General features: G+C 68.1%; 17 protein-coding genes and 1 pseudogene. 13 read left to right on the forward strand and 5 right to left on the reverse strand.

Annotated elements, in window-relative coordinates:
- Positions 1–5: 5 nt before the first annotated feature.
- Positions 6–848, reverse strand: a complete 843-nt coding sequence (locus tag STRCI_RS41370; RefSeq protein ID WP_269664156.1) for a helix-turn-helix domain-containing protein — start codon at positions 846–848, stop codon at positions 6–8.
- Positions 849–951: 103 nt separating this feature from the next.
- On the opposite strand from STRCI_RS41370, the gene STRCI_RS41375 reads away from it, so the two are divergent.
- A complete protein-coding gene (locus STRCI_RS41375; RefSeq protein ID WP_269664157.1) occupies positions 952–1,659 on the forward strand; it encodes an SDR family NAD(P)-dependent oxidoreductase in 708 nt (235 codons plus the stop codon).
- Between the two features lie 19 nt (positions 1,660–1,678).
- Positions 1,679–2,131, forward strand: coding sequence for a nuclear transport factor 2 family protein (locus STRCI_RS41380; RefSeq protein WP_269664158.1), 453 nt, complete (start codon positions 1,679–1,681; stop codon positions 2,129–2,131).
- 613 nt (positions 2,132–2,744) lie between these two features.
- On the opposite strand, the gene STRCI_RS41385 is transcribed toward STRCI_RS41380, so the two are convergent.
- A complete protein-coding gene (locus tag STRCI_RS41385; RefSeq protein WP_269664159.1) occupies positions 2,745–3,065 on the reverse strand; it encodes a metallophosphoesterase in 321 nt (106 codons plus the stop codon).
- 281 nt (positions 3,066–3,346) lie between these two features.
- Here STRCI_RS41385 and STRCI_RS41390 point away from each other — a divergent pair, with 281 nt between their 5' ends.
- Positions 3,347–5,554 carry an NACHT domain-containing protein gene (locus tag STRCI_RS41390; protein WP_269664160.1) on the forward strand — a complete coding sequence of 736 codons (2,208 nt, stop codon included), beginning with the start codon at positions 3,347–3,349 and terminating at the stop codon, positions 5,552–5,554.
- Positions 5,555–5,880: 326 nt separating this feature from the next.
- Here STRCI_RS41390 and STRCI_RS41395 read toward each other — a convergent pair whose 3' ends face one another.
- Positions 5,881–6,150, reverse strand: coding sequence for a hypothetical protein (locus STRCI_RS41395; protein ID WP_269664161.1), 270 nt, complete (start codon positions 6,148–6,150; stop codon positions 5,881–5,883).
- A 210-nt stretch (positions 6,151–6,360) separates the two neighbouring features.
- Here STRCI_RS41395 and STRCI_RS41400 point away from each other — a divergent pair, with 210 nt between their 5' ends.
- The 6 genes and pseudogenes from STRCI_RS41400 to STRCI_RS41425 all read left to right on the forward strand — a co-directional run bounded on the left by STRCI_RS41400 (position 6,361) and on the right by STRCI_RS41425 (position 11,056).
- Positions 6,361–6,747, forward strand: a complete 387-nt coding sequence (locus STRCI_RS41400) for a transposase (RefSeq protein ID WP_269664162.1) — start codon at positions 6,361–6,363, stop codon at positions 6,745–6,747.
- 38 nt (positions 6,748–6,785) lie between these two features.
- A complete protein-coding gene (locus STRCI_RS41405) occupies positions 6,786–8,009 on the forward strand; it encodes a transposase (RefSeq protein ID WP_269664163.1) in 1,224 nt (407 codons plus the stop codon).
- A 99-nt stretch (positions 8,010–8,108) separates the two neighbouring features.
- Complete coding sequence (locus STRCI_RS41410; protein WP_269664164.1) at positions 8,109–8,945, forward strand: helix-turn-helix domain-containing protein; 837 nt, start codon at positions 8,109–8,111, stop codon at positions 8,943–8,945.
- A gap of 82 nt (positions 8,946–9,027) precedes the next feature.
- Positions 9,028–9,498, forward strand: coding sequence for a cupin domain-containing protein (locus STRCI_RS41415; RefSeq protein WP_269664165.1), 471 nt, complete (start codon positions 9,028–9,030; stop codon positions 9,496–9,498).
- Positions 9,495–10,214: pseudogene (locus STRCI_RS41420) on the forward strand (SGNH/GDSL hydrolase family protein). Before STRCI_RS41415 ends, STRCI_RS41420 begins: the two are co-directional and overlap by 4 nt.
- A 407-nt stretch (positions 10,215–10,621) precedes the next feature.
- Positions 10,622–11,056, forward strand: coding sequence for a hypothetical protein (locus STRCI_RS41425; RefSeq protein WP_269664166.1), 435 nt, complete (start codon positions 10,622–10,624; stop codon positions 11,054–11,056).
- 178 nt (positions 11,057–11,234) lie between these two features.
- Here the strand turns inward: STRCI_RS41425 and STRCI_RS41430 are convergent, their stop codons facing one another.
- On the reverse strand, positions 11,235–11,636 hold the full coding sequence (locus STRCI_RS41430) for a hypothetical protein (protein WP_269664167.1): 402 nt from the start codon (positions 11,634–11,636) through the stop codon (positions 11,235–11,237).
- A gap of 315 nt (positions 11,637–11,951) precedes the next feature.
- Positions 11,952–12,350 (reverse strand): DUF3869 domain-containing protein, encoded by a 399-nt coding sequence (locus STRCI_RS41435; RefSeq protein WP_269664168.1) that lies wholly within the window; start codon positions 12,348–12,350, stop codon positions 11,952–11,954.
- Between the two features lie 315 nt (positions 12,351–12,665).
- Between STRCI_RS41435 and STRCI_RS41440 the strand changes: the two genes are divergently transcribed.
- The 4 genes from STRCI_RS41440 to STRCI_RS41455 all read left to right on the forward strand — a co-directional run bounded on the left by STRCI_RS41440 (position 12,666) and on the right by STRCI_RS41455 (position 16,301).
- Positions 12,666–13,577 (forward strand): DUF5937 family protein, encoded by a 912-nt coding sequence (locus STRCI_RS41440; RefSeq protein WP_269664169.1) that lies wholly within the window; start codon positions 12,666–12,668, stop codon positions 13,575–13,577.
- A 345-nt stretch (positions 13,578–13,922) separates the two neighbouring features.
- Complete coding sequence (locus tag STRCI_RS41445; protein WP_269664170.1) at positions 13,923–14,549, forward strand: IS3 family transposase; 627 nt, start codon at positions 13,923–13,925, stop codon at positions 14,547–14,549.
- On the forward strand, positions 14,546–15,016 hold the full coding sequence (locus STRCI_RS41450; protein WP_269664171.1) for a hypothetical protein: 471 nt from the start codon (positions 14,546–14,548) through the stop codon (positions 15,014–15,016). The genes STRCI_RS41445 and STRCI_RS41450 overlap by 4 nt, the downstream gene beginning before the upstream one ends.
- Before the next feature lie 394 nt (positions 15,017–15,410).
- Positions 15,411–16,301 (forward strand): glycoside hydrolase family 19 protein, encoded by an 891-nt coding sequence (locus tag STRCI_RS41455; protein WP_269664172.1) that lies wholly within the window; start codon positions 15,411–15,413, stop codon positions 16,299–16,301.
- Positions 16,302–16,661: the final 360 nt, after the last annotated feature.

The raw sequence follows: 16,661 nt of genomic DNA on the forward strand, positions 1-16,661 counted from the left end.
CGGGGCTATGTCGAGACCTGGGTGCCGATGGTTGCCAGCAGCTCGAGTTGGTCGGATGCGGCGGTGTCCGGGGCTGCTGAGCAGGTGACGATGCGCAGGTCGTTCCCGGGGACGGTGAGGGTGTCGCAGTCCACCGTAACGATTCCGACGTCCGGGTGGTGAACGGCTTTGCTGTCGGTGGTGTGGAAGCCCACGGCGTGGGCGTCCCACAGCTCGTCGAAGCGGTCACTTGCGCGTCGCAGTTGGATGATCAGCGAGCGCAGTGCTGTGTCCTGGGGGTAGCGGGCGGCAGAGGAACGCAGGTCGGAGACAAGGGCTGTCTCGAGGCGGGCTTCCTGCTCGGGGGTGTGCGTGACACGGCTGGGCAGTCCGGTGAAGTGTCGCCAGGCGATGTTGCGTTCCTTTCCCCGCCATGCAGAAGGGTCACCGATGAGGGCGGCCCACAGGGGGTTCCAGGAGATAAGGTTCCAGGCGGCGTCGTGGACGCTGATGGGGGTGTTGCGCAGCTGATCGATCAGCCGCTGGACGCTGGGCGGGATGTGCGGGGAGATGTGCCCTGCGGTCGGTGGTGCCTGCCCGGCGAGCAGGTAGAGGTGGTCGCGTTCGAGCTCCGACAGTCGCAGGGCACGGGAGAGCGAGGCGAGCACTTGCGGCGAGGGTGAGGTGGCGCGTCCTCGTTCCAGGCGGACGACGTAGTCGACGGAGAGGCCGGCGAGCTGAGCCAGTTCCTCCCGCCGCAGGCCGGGGGCGCGTCGGACGCCGCCCTGGGGGAGTCCAACGTCGTTGGGACTGGTCCGGTCGCGCCAGTGGCGCAGTGCTTGGCCGAGGGCCGCGGGATCGTTGTTCACGCTGCCATTGTCTGCCCGGGACCGGGCGACAGCCTGGTACTGCCCGGCCCCCCGCTGAGGAGGGCTCTGTCTGTCGCTGCGCAGGGCGCACAGGCTGAGGGACATGACAGTCACCGTTATCACCGGAGCGAACAAGGGCCTCGGCTTCGAGACGGCCCGCCGTCTCATCGAGCAGGGCCACACCGTCTATGCCGGCGCACGGGACCCGCACCGCGGGGCCGAGGCCGCCAGGACCCTGGGTGCCCGCCCGCTCCTCATCGACATCACCGACGACGCGTCGGTCACCGCTGCCGCGGAAAGCGTGCGGGCCGAGGCCGGACACGTGGACGTGCTGATCAACAACGCCGGCATCGCCGGCCCGACCGCGCTGGCTGGTGAACTGACCGCCGCCGATCTTCAGCAGGTGTACGACACCAACGTCTTCGGAGCAGTCCGCACCACTGACGCCTTCCTGCCCCTGCTGCGGGCCTCGAGCGGGCCGGCCATCGTCAACGTCAGCAGCAGCCTCGGATCACTGACGATCAACGCCGACCCGGCCGCGCACACCGACATCCTCCCGGCCTGGGCGCCGCTGCTCGCTTACAACTCCTCCAAAGCGGCACTGAACATGCTGACCGTGCTGTATGCGCAGGCCTACCCTCAGATCACCGTCACCACGGTGGACCCCGGTTTCACCGCGACCGACCTCAACGGCCACCAGGGCACGCAGAGCGTCGAACAGGGAGCCGCCGTGATCATCGCCGCCGCCCTGTCGGGCACGGACGCGCCCACCGGCACCTTCATCGGAGCCTCTGGGCCCGTTCCCTGGTGACCACACAGATAGAACCATCATGAACATCACACACCACAAGGCCCTTGAGACCGCGCAGGCTTTCATCGCTGCTTTCGAGGACCGTGACCGGGATGCGGTCGCCGCGCTCCTCGCACCGATCGCGTCCTTCACCATCCCGCTGTCGATCGAAGGCACGCCCGAGCCCTGGTACGTCTTCGATAGCCCGGAGCAGGTGCTGGGCTACATCGCATCCGTCGCGGCGAAGTTCGACCACGTCGCGTTCCTGGACAAGGTCTGGACGGTCAGCGAGGACGCCCGCTCGGTGTTCCTGCAGGCCAACGGGGACATCCTGTCCAGCGCAGAGAAGCTCGTCTACAACAACGTCTACATCTTCCGCATCGACGTCCAGGACGGGCAGATCACCACCGTGTGGGAGTACGCCAACCCCGTCGCCTACGCCAACCTCGGCATCGCGAACTCCGAAGCCGAAGCGGCCGCCCAAGCCCGCTGACCCCACACACCACACCCGAATACGCCGACGCCCCAGAGTCCCACAGCCCCGGGGCGCGCCGGGATCGACGGCTGGGCACGGTGCCGCTGCCGGTGCAGATCCCTGATCGCGCGCATGTCGTGGGGCCGCGCTGCCAGGAGTTGCTGATGTGTCTGCACCGGCGGTTGTGCGGCCTTGCCCCGTGCCATGCGCTCCGTCAGCTGGCCTCCGCCTCCCGCTCGCCCCTGGACTTACTGAGCGTTTGGTCCGTGGATTTGTGTGTGGTCCCGGGTTAGGTTCCGCGCCCTCCGGGGCGACCGAGACCGTTGCCTGCTCCAGACGCGCCAGAATCTGCAGGTGGAAGTGCCCGCACAAGATGAGCTGGACGTCGCTCCCGCGGATCGTCTCGGCCAGCTCCTCATGATTCTGCAGGCCCAGTGCACGCTGGACCTCGAGATCCAGGGCGACCGGCGGGTGGTGGAACGCCAGAACGGTTCCCAACGGCGCAGGCGCGGCCAGCAGTTCACGCAGCCAGCCGAGCTGAGCGTTACCCACACGGCCATAGCCTTTGCCCGGCACGAGCGTATCCAGCGTGACCAACCGCCATCCGCCGACCGTGCTGACCGCCGCCCGCTCACCCGCCGCTCCCGCATACACAGCCTCGGGCTGTTGGCCCACTTCCGAGTACCTCCCCGAATGCGGTGCGCTCGTCGTGGTTACCCGTCGTGTAGAAGACCTCCGCTCCCCGACGGCCGGCATAACCGGACCAGAGCTCGTCCGCCCGCGTGTACGCCTCGCGGGAGCCGTCGTCCGCAACATCACCGGTCACGATCACCGCGTCGAGGCCGTCCAGGTATGCGAGCTCGTTCAGCAACAGACGCAAGGCGGCAGTGCCGTCGGCCCCGTCTGCGTCCGGAGCTCCGGCCTGATCGAGATGGGTGTCGGAGAGATGCAAGATCCGCATCGTCTGAAACTAGCCTCCGCCACCGCTCCGGACCAGAGCCTTCTCGCCCGAGGAGCCTGGCCCGCCGACCGATCCCTACCGTCACTTCAAACGATCCGCACCCTTCAGCGTTTCGAGGGTGACCGGTTGGGGTGTCGAGGCGTTGTCTCAGCATGCGAGGGCGCTGGGTGGTGGCATGGTTGCTCTGCGCCGTGGTCGCCAGCGGATTGGTGGCGGTGTGGGCAGTGTGGAGTCCTGATCAGGTCTCCGCTGCGGCTTCCGTACTCGGGACTGTGACGGGATTGCTGGGTGTTCTGACGGTGTGGGCATGGCGAGGCAAGCCCCGCCATGGCAGTGCCGACACCGGTCAAATCGCCGAGACGGCACAGGCCCTCGCCCGCATGGTGCGACGCCAGTGGGAGGACGAGGCTGTTCTGCGGCAGCTCTTTGACCCCGCGCCGTTGCCTGTGGCGTGGACCTCCTGCCGTACTGAAGCGCTGGTGGACGGGCGCACCCGGACGGACACCACGCTCGTGTGCCACGCGCATGACCCCGACGAGCTGATGGCGACCTTTCGCAGGGCCACACCTCAGCGCGTCGTGGTGCTGGGACCGGCCGGTTCGGGAAAGACGACGTTCGCCGTCCTGCTTCTCCTGGCCCTGCTGCGATCCCGCAGACCCGAGGATCCGGTACCCGTGCTGTGTCCTTTGGCCTCCTTCGACCCCTCGAGAGAGAACACACGCGACTGGCTGCAGCGCCGCATCACCGAGGACTATCCGGCCCTGAGCGACACACAGCGGTATGGGACCGCTTCCGTCGTGGACCTGCTAACCGAGCACCGCCTCGTGCCCCTGCTCGACGGACTCGACGAAGTGCCCCCGCCACGCCGGGCGGCAGTCCTGACAGCCCTCAACGACACCATGCCGGTCAACGCACCCCTCGTACTGACCTGCCGCACCGACGACTACGCGCGGGCCGTGCAGGAAAGCACCCCTGTGGCGAACGCAGCCGTCCTGCAGCCGGTGCCTCTAGGCCGCAGCGAAGCGCTCGCCGCGTTACGGCTGAGCACTGTCCCGGAGCGCCGCGACGCCTGGGACACTCTGGCCCGACGCCTCGACTCGATCCCGCAAGCACCGGTCGCGCACGTCCTGACCAGCCCGCTGATGGCGACCCTGGTCCGTTCCGTCTACACAACCGGTGACCGTGACCTCACGGAACTGGCCGACCTCCGCCGCTTTCCCACCGCCACAGCCCTCGAACGGCACTTGCTGGACGCGCTGATCCCCACTCTCTATGAGCGCTCCCGACGGCAGGACCCCACCAGGCATTGGCACCCGCAGAACGCGCAGCGCTATCTCACGTTCCTCGCGGACGAGCTGAGCAGACAGAACACACTCGACCTGGCTTGGTGGAAGATCCACACGTGGAGTACGAGTCTCGTCAGACCCTGGCGACGCGCTGCTACCTGGCTGGCAGTCGCCCTGATCGGGCAGTTCCTTGCCAACGCGTTCGTCGTGCTTCTCGGGGCGCCATGGTGGGTCGTAGCGCTCGGCATGGCACACGGTGTCGCCGTGCTGCCCCTGTTCCTCTTCGGCAGCCGAGTGCCCGCAGTGTCGACAACACCAGCTCGGCGAACAATCATCTGCGCGTCCGCGTCGCTGATCGGCGGCCTCGCCCTCATCCTGACAGCCGTGCCCTTCATGCCCGGCCCAGGCATGGCAGTGGCAAAGGACGCCATGGCCTCGATCCCCTTCGCCGGCCTGAGCCTGTGGCTGGTGGTTCTCGCCACTGGCCTGCCGGGCCCACCGGAGCTGCCTAGCCACGGCCGTCCGAGCATGGCTCACTGGAGACGACGCCTGCCCACCGCACTGGGCGGCGTTACCTGGGTCGCTGTCTCCTACGGATTGCTCTTTGCCAGCTACGTGGAATACGGGCATCGCGCCGCAGAGCCGAGATTCCTGACCAGCCTGCGCGACGGGCTGGTGATCGGTGCCGTCCTGGGCGTGGCCCTCGCCTTGTTCCGCTGGGTCCGCACGGCCTCCGCCGAAGACCATCAGGACACCGTCGAAGCAACCCTGCGCACCGACCGACTGCGCGCCCTGCTCAGCGCAGCGGCCTGCGCCGTTCTGTTCGTACTGCCCGACGCCGGCATCAGAAACAAGATCTACTTCACCGGCGGGCTCACCGATCTTCCCATCGTGACTGCCGCGCGGCTTCTCACCGTCGGAGCCATCGGACTGGTACTCGCCCTGGCCACCTGCGCCTGGCCGCACTACCTGCTCGCTCGGTGCCAGTTCGCGGCCCGCGGTCAACTGCCCTGGCGACTACAGACATTCCTCACGGACGCTCATCGCCTCGGCATTTTGCGCAGAGCGGGCTCGACGTATCAGTTCCGCCACGCCCGCCTGCAACATCATCTTGCCGAAAGCGCCCGCGTGCCGGGCCCACGCCTGTGCGCTGGCCTCTCGGGAAGCGGCTCTGGTTCGACGACCTCGCGGTGAGCGGGCAGCAGGAGTGCTCAACGAACCCGCCCGCGTTGAGGTGCCGCCACGTAATCCCGTCGATCCCGCCAGCGCTGGCATCGCGCCGAGGCCGGGGGATCTCGTCCTTATCAGCAAAGGCCACAGCGTCTGGGGGCACGTGCTGTGACCACGCCACTGGACGTCGTCCCCGCGCCCGCGGGGGTAGCTCCGCCGAAGGGCTGGCTACGCTGCGGCGAGTTGGAGGAGTTCTGGTACGCCGTGTGCGCGGGTGTGGGGCTGGAAGCGGGGGAGGAGGTCGGCGACGAGCTGTTCGCAGCGGGGTGCTCCGAAGCGGCGGGCCAGGGTCAGGCGCCGGTGGCCAGGCTGAGCGTCTGTCCGGCCTGGTGGTGGCGGTGCTCGTGGGCCTGGTCCAGGTTGGCGTGCAGCTGCTTGGCGACAGTGCCCGGGTCGGCGTCGGGGACGGGGTGGCCGGCGCCGAGGATGCGCCGGTAGGTCCCGCGGTATTCGCTGTTGCCGTCCGCGATCAGCGCGGCGGCTCCCGGGGACTTGGCCGCGGCGGTGGCGCACTCCTCGGCCCTCGGCCCTGTTCTCGTACAGCTACGGCCAATGGACATGTAGCGCTACGAACCGCGTCACCGATCCTGCTGGCCAATTCCATTGCTGGTCGGTTGTGTTGCTCGCTCCGTATAGCGGTCGCGTCTTCCGTCATCGGCCGCAGGGTGGGGTGTGGGGTGTCGATGCAGGCGCGGCCGTGGCCGCAGGTGCCGGAAGCGACCGGGCACGCAGCACGGGCCGCAGCGGCGCGAGGACCGTATCCGTTGGCGATGAGGGTCCGTGACGAGCTCGGTGAACAGTTCTCGGACGCCGAGTTCGCCCAGGCATTCGGGGTGCGGGGGCGGCGGGGCTGGTCGCCGGGGCAGTTGGCGCTGGTGACGGTGCTGCAGTTCGCCGAGAACCTCACCGACCGGGCCGCGGCGCATCGGGTGCGGTTCGGGATGGACGTCAAGTACGCGCTGGGTATGGAGCTGGACGATCCAGGGTTCGACGCCTCGGTGTTGTCCGAGTTCCGTGCCCGCCTGGTCGAACACGGCCTGGAGGAGCGGGCGCTGGACCTGCTGCTGACCACGTTGAAGGACAAGGGCCTGGTGAAGGCGGGCGGGCGGCAGCGGACCGACTCCACTCGTGTGCTGGCGGTGCGGTACGAGACCTGAACCGGCTGGAACTGGCCGAGGAGACCCTGCGCGCCGCGATGGAGTCCCTGGCATGCGCGGCGCCCGACTGGCTGGCCGAGGCGGTGCCGATTCGACAATGGACGGAGCGGTACGGGCCGCGGATCGACTCCTGGCAACTGCCGTCGTCCCAGGCCCAGCGCACCGAGCTGGCGCTGGCTTACGGCCGGGACGGCTTCGCGCTCCTCGAAGCGGCGCATGCCGCGGACGCACCGCTGTGGCTGCGGGAACTCCCGGCGGTGCAGGTCCTGCGGGCGGTGTGGCTGCAGAACTACACGCGCACGGTCAGTGAGACGGGGCGGGAGGTGAAGCGACGGGAGAGCGAGGATCTCCCGCCGAGCAGACTGCGACTGACCTCGCCGTATGACCTGGACACGCGCTACGGCCTCAAACAGGGCTCATGGTGGACCGGCTACAAGGTCCACATCAGCGAGACCTGCGACCCCGAGGAAGAGAAAGAGAACATCCCTGCTGACGGCGGGACGGCACCCGGGTCCGGATCGGATGCGGCCGGCCCACTGCGCATCATCACCAACATCGCGACCACCGATGCCACCGTGACCGACGCGGAGATGACCGAACCGGTCCACCACATGCTCGCCGCCCGCGACCTGCTGCCTGCCGAGCACGATCTGGACTCCGGCTACCCGTCAGCCGAGCTGATCGTCGGTATGAAGCAGAGCTTCGGCGTCACCCTGGTCACCCCGGTCCTGCTGGACAGCTCACCCCAGGCCCGCTCCGGCGCCGGGTTCAGCCGCACCGCCTTCACTATCGACTGGGACAACCGACAGGCCACCTGCCCGCGCGGGCACACCAGTACCTGGTGGAGCCCCGCCGTCCAACGCGGCGCCAAAGCGATCGTGGTCAAGTTCGACAAGGAGACCTGTCATCCCTGCCCAGTCCGCGACAAATGCACCCGAGCCAGAAGTGGCGGCCGCACACTCTCCCTGCGCTCCTGCGATCAACAGCAGGTCCTCGATGAGGCCCACACTCTGCAGACCAGTCAGGAATGGCGGGCCAAGTACGCCACCCGCGCTGGCGTCGAGGGCACCATCCACCAGGCCGTCGCCGTCACTGGCATGAGACGCGCCCGCTACCGCGGCCTGCAGAAGACCCATCTGGAACACGCGTACTCGGCGGTCGCGCTCAACCTCATCCGCCTCGACGCCTGGTGGAACGGCCATCTCCTCGACCGAACCCGCTGCAGTCACCTCGCCCGACTCGACCCCTCCCTCACCGCGTGACCTCGAATTGGCCAGCAGGATCGTCACCAGCCGCAAACGGTGGTGATCAGTCCTTGGACTGTGATCTTCCTGGGGTGGGCGGCTCGTACACTGACGAAAATGGAGGACCACACGGCCACCGGGATCGGTGCACGTCCGGCGCCCGTCTTGCGGGAGTACGTCGACTCGTATGTCGGCTTCGACCTCCGCGGGCTCCCGACGGGGGTGCACTGCGGCCCGCCGAGCCGCGCGCTCACTGCGGTGATCAGCCTGTCAGATCCTTTGGAGGTGGCGGCGGGCGTTGACGACGGGTCACCGGTCACCCGATTCGGCAGCGTGGCCAGCGGTCTGATGCGCCGGTCCGTCGCGATTCACCACGACGGACGCCAGCAAGGTGTTCAGGTATCGCTGACACCGCTCGGGGCCCGGGCCATCTACGGCATGCCGTCCGCCGAGCTCGCCCACCGACTGGTCCCACTTGACGAGCTTCTCGGAGCGCTTGCCGTCGAGCTGGTCGACCGGCTCCGATCGGCGACAACGTGGGCGGCGCGGTTCACCGCGCTGGACGAATTGCTCCTCCGAGCTGTCAGCCGTGGCGCCTGCGGCGACCATGTGCGTTGGGTGCGCCCCGAGGTAGCCGAGGCATGGCGCCGCCTCGTCGCCGCGCGGGGTTGCGTCCAGGTTGGTGCGGTCGCCGCGGAACTCGGCTGGAGCCGTCGGTACCTCACAGAGCGGTTTCGCGGTGAGGTGGGCCTGTCGCCGAAGACCTTCGCCCGAGTCTTGCGCTTCGAGCACGCGCACGAACTGGCGGCGGCGCAGGACCCGCTCCCGTGGGGCGATGTGGCAACCGTCTCCGGCTACGCCGACCAGGCCCATCTCGTTCGGGACTGGCGCGAGTTCACGGGCCGATCGCCGACGGCCTGGCGTCGCAGCGAAGTCCTCCTCGGAGCCGGGTAGCGGCCAACCGTCCGCCGGTCGCGCCGTCTTCTCTTCCCTTTTCTTCAAGACCGGCCGATCGCTGTCGTGGACGATCGTCGGCATGAGACTCGTCAACCACGAACGCAATGCCATGGACCTGCGGACCACCCCCGTGCACCTCGGACTGGGATCGAGAGCGACACCGGTCGAGGGTTTCACCTGGGACCCGGAGGTGCTCCAGGCTTACGGCGCCGCGGTCGCGGCAGACGGCGCCGAGGGCCGGATGGTGATGATCTTCGACGGCGACAGGCTCGGCGACCACTGGGAGAGCCACCCTGCAGGCGACGAACTGGTCGTTTGCCTCAGCGGGTCCGTGACGGTCACCCGCGACGTGGACGGGGTGCCCGACCGCGTTCTGCTCGGGCCGGGCGAGGCCACCATCAACCCGGCCGGGGTATGGCATGTGGTCGACATGGAGGGGCCGACGTCCATCCTGGCCATCACTGCGACCCTCGGCACCGACCACCGTCCTCGGACCGACACCCGCCCGACCGAACGCGTCGGCACGCCCAGCCCGGAGGAAGCGCCGTGACGACACGCATCGCGTGCCTCGGCGACAGCCTCACCCGCGCGCAGTTCAGCGTCGACTACCTGGGTCTTCTCGGACGACGCCACCCTCCCGGTGACGTGCAGTTTGCCCGTTTCGGCGCCAACGGCGACTTCGCCTACAACCTCTTGCAGCGCCTCGATACTGTCGTCACGAACCCACCCGATGTGATCACTGTGTTGATCGGGACCAACGACGCCCGAGCAAGCCTTGCCGGCTACCCCGTCGAGCAGGCCATGAAGCGCAAATAGCTCCCCGATCGCCCGTCGTCAGGCTGGTTCCAACAGTGCCTGGGAGCCGTCGTCGCACGGCTGCGAGCGGAGACCGACGCGACGATCGGTCTGCTGTCGCTACCAGTACTCGGCCAACAACTCGACGGAACAGCGGCACAGGCATCGCAGGCGTACAGCCGGATGATCGCCGAGGTCGCCGCCGCCAACGAGGTGGCCTACCTTCCGCTCCACGAACGCCAGATAGAGGAACTGCCCCAAGCGGACCCGCCGCCGATTTCATACCGGGAGGTGACGCCCGCAGCGGCCGTCGGCGTCCTCGTCCAGCACGCAGTGCTGCGCCGCAGTCTCGACACGATCTCGCGGCGGCGAGGTCTCGTGCTCACGACCGACCACATCCACCAGAACAGCCGCGGCGCCACCCTTATCGCTGAGGTCATCGACGCCGGTCTGCTGACCCAGAGCGCGTAGCTGGTTCCGGCGCCCGGCCAGTCGGATGCCATCTACCGTGCGGAGGTGGCATGGCTTCGGGCAGCGGCTCGGTGCCGATCGGTAAGACGCCGTGTGCTGCTCGTCCGAGGCGCGAAGCCGCCCGTCTTCCCCGTCGCCGCGGTCGACGACCCGGCACTGCCGGAGGTCCTGGCCTAGCTGGGCGCCGCGCGGGTGGACGAGATGGACGCTGACACCGCCAATCGGGAGCTGTCCATCGCGCGCAAGGCGATCGGCTGGTGGCAGCGCCAGGGCTGGATCGAAGGCGATCCCACGATCGGCATCGAGCGGCGGCCGGCACCGCCGGACCGCACCAAGGCTCTCGCGGAGAACCAGATCGCCGCCCTGTGGCGCCTTGACGTCGCGCTGCGGGAAAGACGCAGTGGAAGATGCTCTACGAGTCCGCCGCTCGGGCCGACGAGGTGTTGTGCCTCAACGTGGAAGACCTCTATCCACAGGACAAGCACGGCAGGATCACCGCCAAGGGCGGGGCGACCGAGTGGATTCACTGGCAGTCCGGCACCGCCCAGCTGCTGCCCCGCCTCATCGCCCGCCGCACCCGCTGTTCCTCACCGACCGCAAGCCCCGGCCGGAACCCCGACACTCGACGTGTGTCGGGGTACTGGCTCATCTGCAGAGTGAAGTACGGGCTCAAATGCAGAGGTGCGTACGGAGTTTTGGCCGGGTCGAGGGCGTCAGCCCTCGACCCGGCCGTGTGGAGTGAAGCCGCGGATTCAGGCGGTCGCTGCGTCGCCGCCGTCGATCGCGAAGAGTTTGTTGCGGAGCCGGTAGCTGTTGCCGTGATCGAGACGACTTCGCAGTGATGCAGCAGGCGGTCAAGGATCGCGACGCACCATCTTCGCGCAGACCACCAACGAGGCCGTCCGCACCCAACGGTCGCCGATGCGAAGCGTGTCTGCGATCTGTCTGCCCGTTTCTCATCGGCACGGCCTCCGGTGGCTAGCGGCCGACAGTCTTACGCAGCCCGGCCGGTCGGATGGGTCAGGGCCGGTCGTACCACTCGCACTTGACTGCCATGTCCTCATCGCTAAGACAGATCCTGACGGATGCCGCCCCGCCGGGCACATCCGCAGGGAGCACGGTATTGAACTGGTATGTAACGTTGCACTGAAGGGTGGTGCTCCAGGTGCCGAGCTCGTTGCCAGAGGCACCGTACGTGCTGAACCCCACCCTGTTGCAGCCGACGGCCTGGAGTTTCCCACCGGCCCCGACCGACCGGTCGTACCAAGTCAGGGTGCCGCGGACGGAGCTGGCGCCGAGCGTGACGTCGAAAGGGGTGGTCGGGTAGGGGGCGGTCTGCGCGCCGGCGGCGGTGGGAGCGCCCAGCAAGGTGCCCGCGGTCAGCACGACGAAACCGAGGGCGGCGGCGAGATGAGTCTTCATTCGCTCTCCAGGATGGGGCCTACAGGGCCCGACACGCGGTCGCGTGCGGGATCAACCGGGTGAAGCGGAACCGGGCGGTGGCGCCCCGGTTCGGCAAACTCGCGGTCCGTCTCGAAGCGACGATTCTCATCGCCGCGATCAACACATGGCTGTGGCCTGCCGGATGTGTCAGCCCCGCATGTCATTCTGGCCGTGATCGGGTCAGCGGGCTGAGGGGCGACAGGGCCAATGGGAGCTGCGCGCCTTACGATCTGGGTGGGCCGACCGCGACCTCCCCGGACGGCCCACCCAGAACACCAGCAACGTCCTAGACGACTAGTGCAGGCCGTCGATGCAGTAGCCGGCGCGGTAGCAGGTCTGTCCCTTGAGGTAGTTCTGGTTTCCGTCGGTCATGTAGACCCAGATGTTGTCGGACCCACCGACGACGTCCGCGGCAAGGGCGAAGTCCGCCGGCCCGGATCGATCGCACCAGGTGCTGGTGCTCTTGAAGTCCAGCGAGGTGCTACCGGCGAACGCCCGCACGTAGACCCGCCGACACCCGGTGGCCTTGAACGATGCGTCGACTGCGACCGACCGGTTGGACCAGCTGGCCGTGCCTTTGTAGTAGCTCGCCCCGTACTCAATCGAGACGGTGGCGCCAGCAGTGACGGCGGCGGTCGCGGGTGTCGCCGCGAAGACCACCCCGGCAACCGACGCGGCGGCGGTCACGGCCACGCCGACCTTCCTCGTGCGGCTCTTCACCTTCGGTCTGTCGTTCAACCTCACCATGACAACCACTCCCAGGTTCCTCGAGTAACGGGTGCACAACCCCACCGTCGTGCGGACGCGACCGCCTCAGATCGGGCAGTGAACGTTGCTGCCGTTGTTCGGCAACACGACTCAAACATGCGTGGACCTCGTGCCGGAAAGCATTCGAGCCGGTTCAAATCCATCGCGACGACTGCTACCGTCGGAGCGGTGCTCACTCTGCGTGTAGACGTCGACACAGTGTCCAGGACGCGATTGGCCCCTTCCCCCGCGTCGGAGTCCATGGCGTGGCTGAAACTCACCGCCGCCTCGGGACGGCACCCGGTGTTCGGAGATCCCGGACCACTCGCCCGCGCGTCACTTGCCCATCCCGACGTTGCCCTGCTCGCGGATCTGTTGCCGCAAAACGGCGACACCTACAGACCTGACCTGCTCACCCCTCAGCCAGGAACGGACGCACAGCGCCGCGACCTGCTCGACGAGCAGATCGCGCAAATCGAGGCCGCAGCGCAAGACGACCTCGAAACCCAGGTCTTCACCCACACCCGGACCCACTGGACCAGGCCGCTGCTGGCCACCACCCGCCGGATCGCAGAGTCGGGGCGGATGCAGCGACATCTCGCCAACGGTCTCGCCCGGTTCTGGCGCGATACCTTAGCCGAGGGCTGGCCCGAACTGCGCTCGATCACCCATCAGGACATCGCCCACCGCGCGACAGCCATCGCCACCCACGGCGTCGGCCGGATGCTCGGTGCACTCCACCCCGACATGGATTGGGCAGGTGACGCGATCACTTTCGCCAAGCCGCGGGATGCCGAAATCGATGTCACCGGCCGGGACCTGGTCCTCACCCCCAGCGTGCTCAACTGGCCCGACGTCATCATCCAGGTCGACACCCCTGGGCAGTTCGTCCTCTACTACCCCGCCCAGCGGATCGGAGCCGACCGGGATCGCAGGTCCGGAAAGATCGCGCAAGTGGTCGGCAACGCCCGAGCGGCCTTGCTGGCAGACCTCGAAACCGCCCGGTCCACCGCGGAACTCGCCGCCCGAACCGGATACACCCCGGGCACCGTCTCCTACCACCTCAGCGCCCTGCGCCGCGCACGCCTCGTCACCAAGGTAAGAGACGGGCGCTACGTGTTGTACCAGCGGACCGCACATGCGGCAGGTCTGCTGGAAGAAGCTCGCGGCTAGGACGTTTCCTCCGGATCAGTGACGGGAGTAGAGGCGGCTGGCGAGCCGATACCCGGTGGGACGGGGGGTGTACGTGTTCGAGCAAGGCGTACGATGCCCGCCGTGGATGCCTCACACGACAACTTGCGGTGCGGGCTCTGTGGGCAGGTTATGGATGCCCAGCACGAGCAGAACCACGAGGAACCGGTGGTCAGCGCCGGCAGGAGCATGGAGTACGTAGTTATCGAACTGCGTGGAGCAACTGCTCATTGTCAAGCCGTCGATGACCCGTCTCGGATGAGCTGTACTGAGATTGTGGAGTCCTTGATGCCAGGGTTACGGTCCTGGCGAAGGAGAACCACATCAGTGCCAGCACCACGGAAGTATCCCGACGAGCTGCGTGAGCGCGCGATCCGCGAGGTCCGCACCACCGGCCGGCCCGTCGCGCATGTCGCGAAGGACCTCGGCATCCACAAGGAAGCCCTGCGGCAATGGGTCCGCCAGGCCGAAGCCGACCACGGCGAGCGCGATGACCGGCTGACCACCGCCGAACGCGACGAGCTCAGGCAACTCCGCAAGGAGAATGCCGAGTTGAAGCGGGCGAATGAGATCCTCAAAGCCGCCTCGGTGTTTTTGCCCAGGAGATCGACCGTCCCCGGACGAGGCCGAGCAGGTGATCGACCACCTGCTCAGATGGACCTCGGGGTCGATCCCGTATGCCGGGTGCTGGAGCTGTCGCCGTCGACGTACTTCGCCCGCAAGAATCGGCCCAAGTCGGCCCGCCGGCTCCGCGACGAGCAGCTCATGCCCGTGATCGAGGAGATCCACGCCGAATCCGGCGGCACCTACGGCGCTCGGAGAATCACCCACGCGCTGCGGCGCAGGGGCGCGGATGCGGCCCGCTGCACGGTCGAACGGCTGATGGCCGAACTCGGCCTGGAAGGCGTCATCCGCGGGCGGCGGCGCCGCATCGGGAGAGGGGCGTTGGAATGACCTATGTCCTGCAGGCGGTGATCGCTGGTGAGCAGGTGTTGCGCGCCGCAGTGCGGGATCTGCCCGCTGCCCGGCTGGCTACGCTCGGACAGGGCCTGGCGCTGATGCCCCTGACAGACGCCCTCTGCGATGCCGTGGCGAGTGGCAGAGGCAGGGGTGCGAGGGGGTTTCGGTGGCTACCGGACGGGTTCGATGTGGCTGTGGCCGGGTGGTCGGCCGCTGGGCCGGTGGCCTACGTGGAAGCCGAGTACTTCGGGGGAGCGGGCGAGCAGCGCGCCGCCGCGTGGGACGGAGGGACCCTCGTGTTGGGACCGCTCCATGTGGAGGAGGGCCAGCCGTTTCCGGCCACTGGCAGTCCTATCTCTCAGGCGTTGCGACGGCTGGGGGTGGTGGCGAGTGCCGACGGGGACGAGTTCTCGGCGGTGGGTCTTGGGCGGCATCGGCGCAGTGCGGCGTGGATCGCCTGACGGGCGCCTTCTGCGATTTCGCACGCACAGCCCCGCGCCCGCGAGGCTCCGCGCCACATACCGTCCCCGGTCCAGGGCGCCGTTCACAGCGGTGAGCAGACAGGCGTGTGCGGTTGTCGCGGTACCGGGTTCGTGCAGCTGTCGACTGATGGCGGTGTGCCGGTGGCGTCTGCCGGAAACCTGGTGTATCCGCTGCCCCACACCAGCTCTCGCCAATTGGTCCAGACCTGACTGGTCTACACCCTTGACTGGTACAGACCAAAGCGGTTGAGTGAACTTCCATAACCCCCCACCACGGCCGCCCCACGCCGTGTCCGGTCCACCGGTGCGTGCGGTGCGGGCTCGCTGCGTCCTGCCCCGAGGAGCGGCCGTGCCCCGCAAAGGAGTTGATCCCGTGTCGAGACGCCGACTCGCTGCCGTCGTGGCCGTCCTCACCCTCGCCGGTGCCGCCCCGGTGCTGCTCCCGGCCACGAATGCCGCCGCCGCGGCGTGCTCCAGCTACCCGAACTGGGTGGCTGGCAGGTCGTACAACGCCGGTGACATCGTCCGCTACACCGACGGCAAGGCGTACATCGCCGAGCACGCCAACCCGGGCTACGACCCGGTCATCAGCACCTGGTACTGGGAGCCGTACGCCTGCGACAGCGGGCCGGGCACGCCCGACGCCCGCTTCGTGGTGACGGAAGCGCAGTTCAACCAGATGTTCCCCAACCGGAATTCCTTCTACAGCTACAGCGGCCTGACCGCGGCCCTGAGCGCCTACCCCGGCTTCGCCAACACCGGCAGCGACACGGTGAAGAAGCAGGAGGCCGCGGCCTTCCTGGCCAACGTCAGCCACGAGACCGGCGGTCTGGTGCACGTGGTGGAGCAGAACCAGGCCAACTACCCGCACTACTGCGACTGGAGCCGCCCGTACGGCTGTCCGGCCGGTCAGGCCGCGTACTACGGCCGCGGCCCGATCCAGCTGAGCTGGAACTTCAACTACAAGGCGGCGGGCGACGCGCTCGGCATCGACCTGCTGGGCAACCCCTGGCTGGTGCAGAACGACTCGGCCATCGCCTGGAAGACGGCCCTGTGGTACTGGAACACCCAGACTGGTCCCGGCACCATGACTCCCCACAACGCCATGGTGAACGGCGCCGGCTTCGGCCAGACGATCCGCAGCATCAACGGCTCCCTGGAGTGTGACGGCAAGAACCCGGCCCAGGTGCAGAGCCGCGTGAACAACTACCAGCGGTTCACGCAGATCCTCGGGACGTCACCCGGCGGCAACCTGTACTGCTGACGGCGAGTCCCGGTGTTGGTGCCTTGCGGGATGTCATGCCCCTGATCAGGTCGGCCCCTGCGTCCCGCATGCGCCCACACCCCCGCGCCTCCGCTCGCCCCGACCGCGATGCTTGCCGCCGCGGTCGGGAGCCGCGCAGCCCGCTGCGTCGCTCTGTGCGGCGGCGTCAGGGTGAGGAGCGTCTGTGAGTGAGCGGATGGAGGCCCTGCAACGCGTGGCCGCCCGCTGTGTGCTGCCAGTGTTGGCACGACCCCCTTCTTTTGGCGCGAACGGAGGCCCCGTCGACGATCGCCGGTGTCCGGTCCACCTCGCCCCGGGCCCCGAATTCGTCCTCAGCGCCCACGACCGGCATCGTGCCGC

Origin of the sequence: Streptomyces cinnabarinus, from assembly GCF_027270315.1 — a bacterium.
Classification (GTDB): Bacteria; Actinomycetota; Actinomycetes; order Streptomycetales; family Streptomycetaceae; genus Streptomyces; species Streptomyces cinnabarinus.

Excerpts from the sequence above, each read along its gene's own strand:
- STRCI_RS41380 (WP_269664158.1), top strand. The coding sequence starts at position 1,679 with ATGAACATCACACACCACAAGGCCCTTGAGACCGCGCAGGCTTTCATC.
- STRCI_RS41410 (WP_269664164.1), top strand. The coding sequence starts at position 8,109 with ATGGAGGACCACACGGCCACCGGGATCGGTGCACGTCCGGCGCCCGTC.
- STRCI_RS41405 (WP_269664163.1), top strand. The coding sequence starts at position 6,786 with ATGGAGTCCCTGGCATGCGCGGCGCCCGACTGGCTGGCCGAGGCGGTG.
- STRCI_RS41430 (WP_269664167.1), bottom strand. The coding sequence starts at position 11,636 with ATGAAGACTCATCTCGCCGCCGCCCTCGGTTTCGTCGTGCTGACCGCG.
- STRCI_RS41440 (WP_269664169.1), top strand. The coding sequence starts at position 12,666 with ATGGCGTGGCTGAAACTCACCGCCGCCTCGGGACGGCACCCGGTGTTC.
- STRCI_RS41375 (WP_269664157.1), top strand. The coding sequence starts at position 952 with ATGACAGTCACCGTTATCACCGGAGCGAACAAGGGCCTCGGCTTCGAG.
- STRCI_RS41450 (WP_269664171.1), top strand. The coding sequence starts at position 14,546 with ATGACCTATGTCCTGCAGGCGGTGATCGCTGGTGAGCAGGTGTTGCGC.
- STRCI_RS41425 (WP_269664166.1), top strand. The coding sequence starts at position 10,622 with ATGCTCTACGAGTCCGCCGCTCGGGCCGACGAGGTGTTGTGCCTCAAC.
- STRCI_RS41400 (WP_269664162.1), top strand. The coding sequence starts at position 6,361 with ATGAGGGTCCGTGACGAGCTCGGTGAACAGTTCTCGGACGCCGAGTTC.
- STRCI_RS41395 (WP_269664161.1), bottom strand. The coding sequence starts at position 6,150 with ATGTCCATTGGCCGTAGCTGTACGAGAACAGGGCCGAGGGCCGAGGAG.
- STRCI_RS41415 (WP_269664165.1), top strand. The coding sequence starts at position 9,028 with ATGAGACTCGTCAACCACGAACGCAATGCCATGGACCTGCGGACCACC.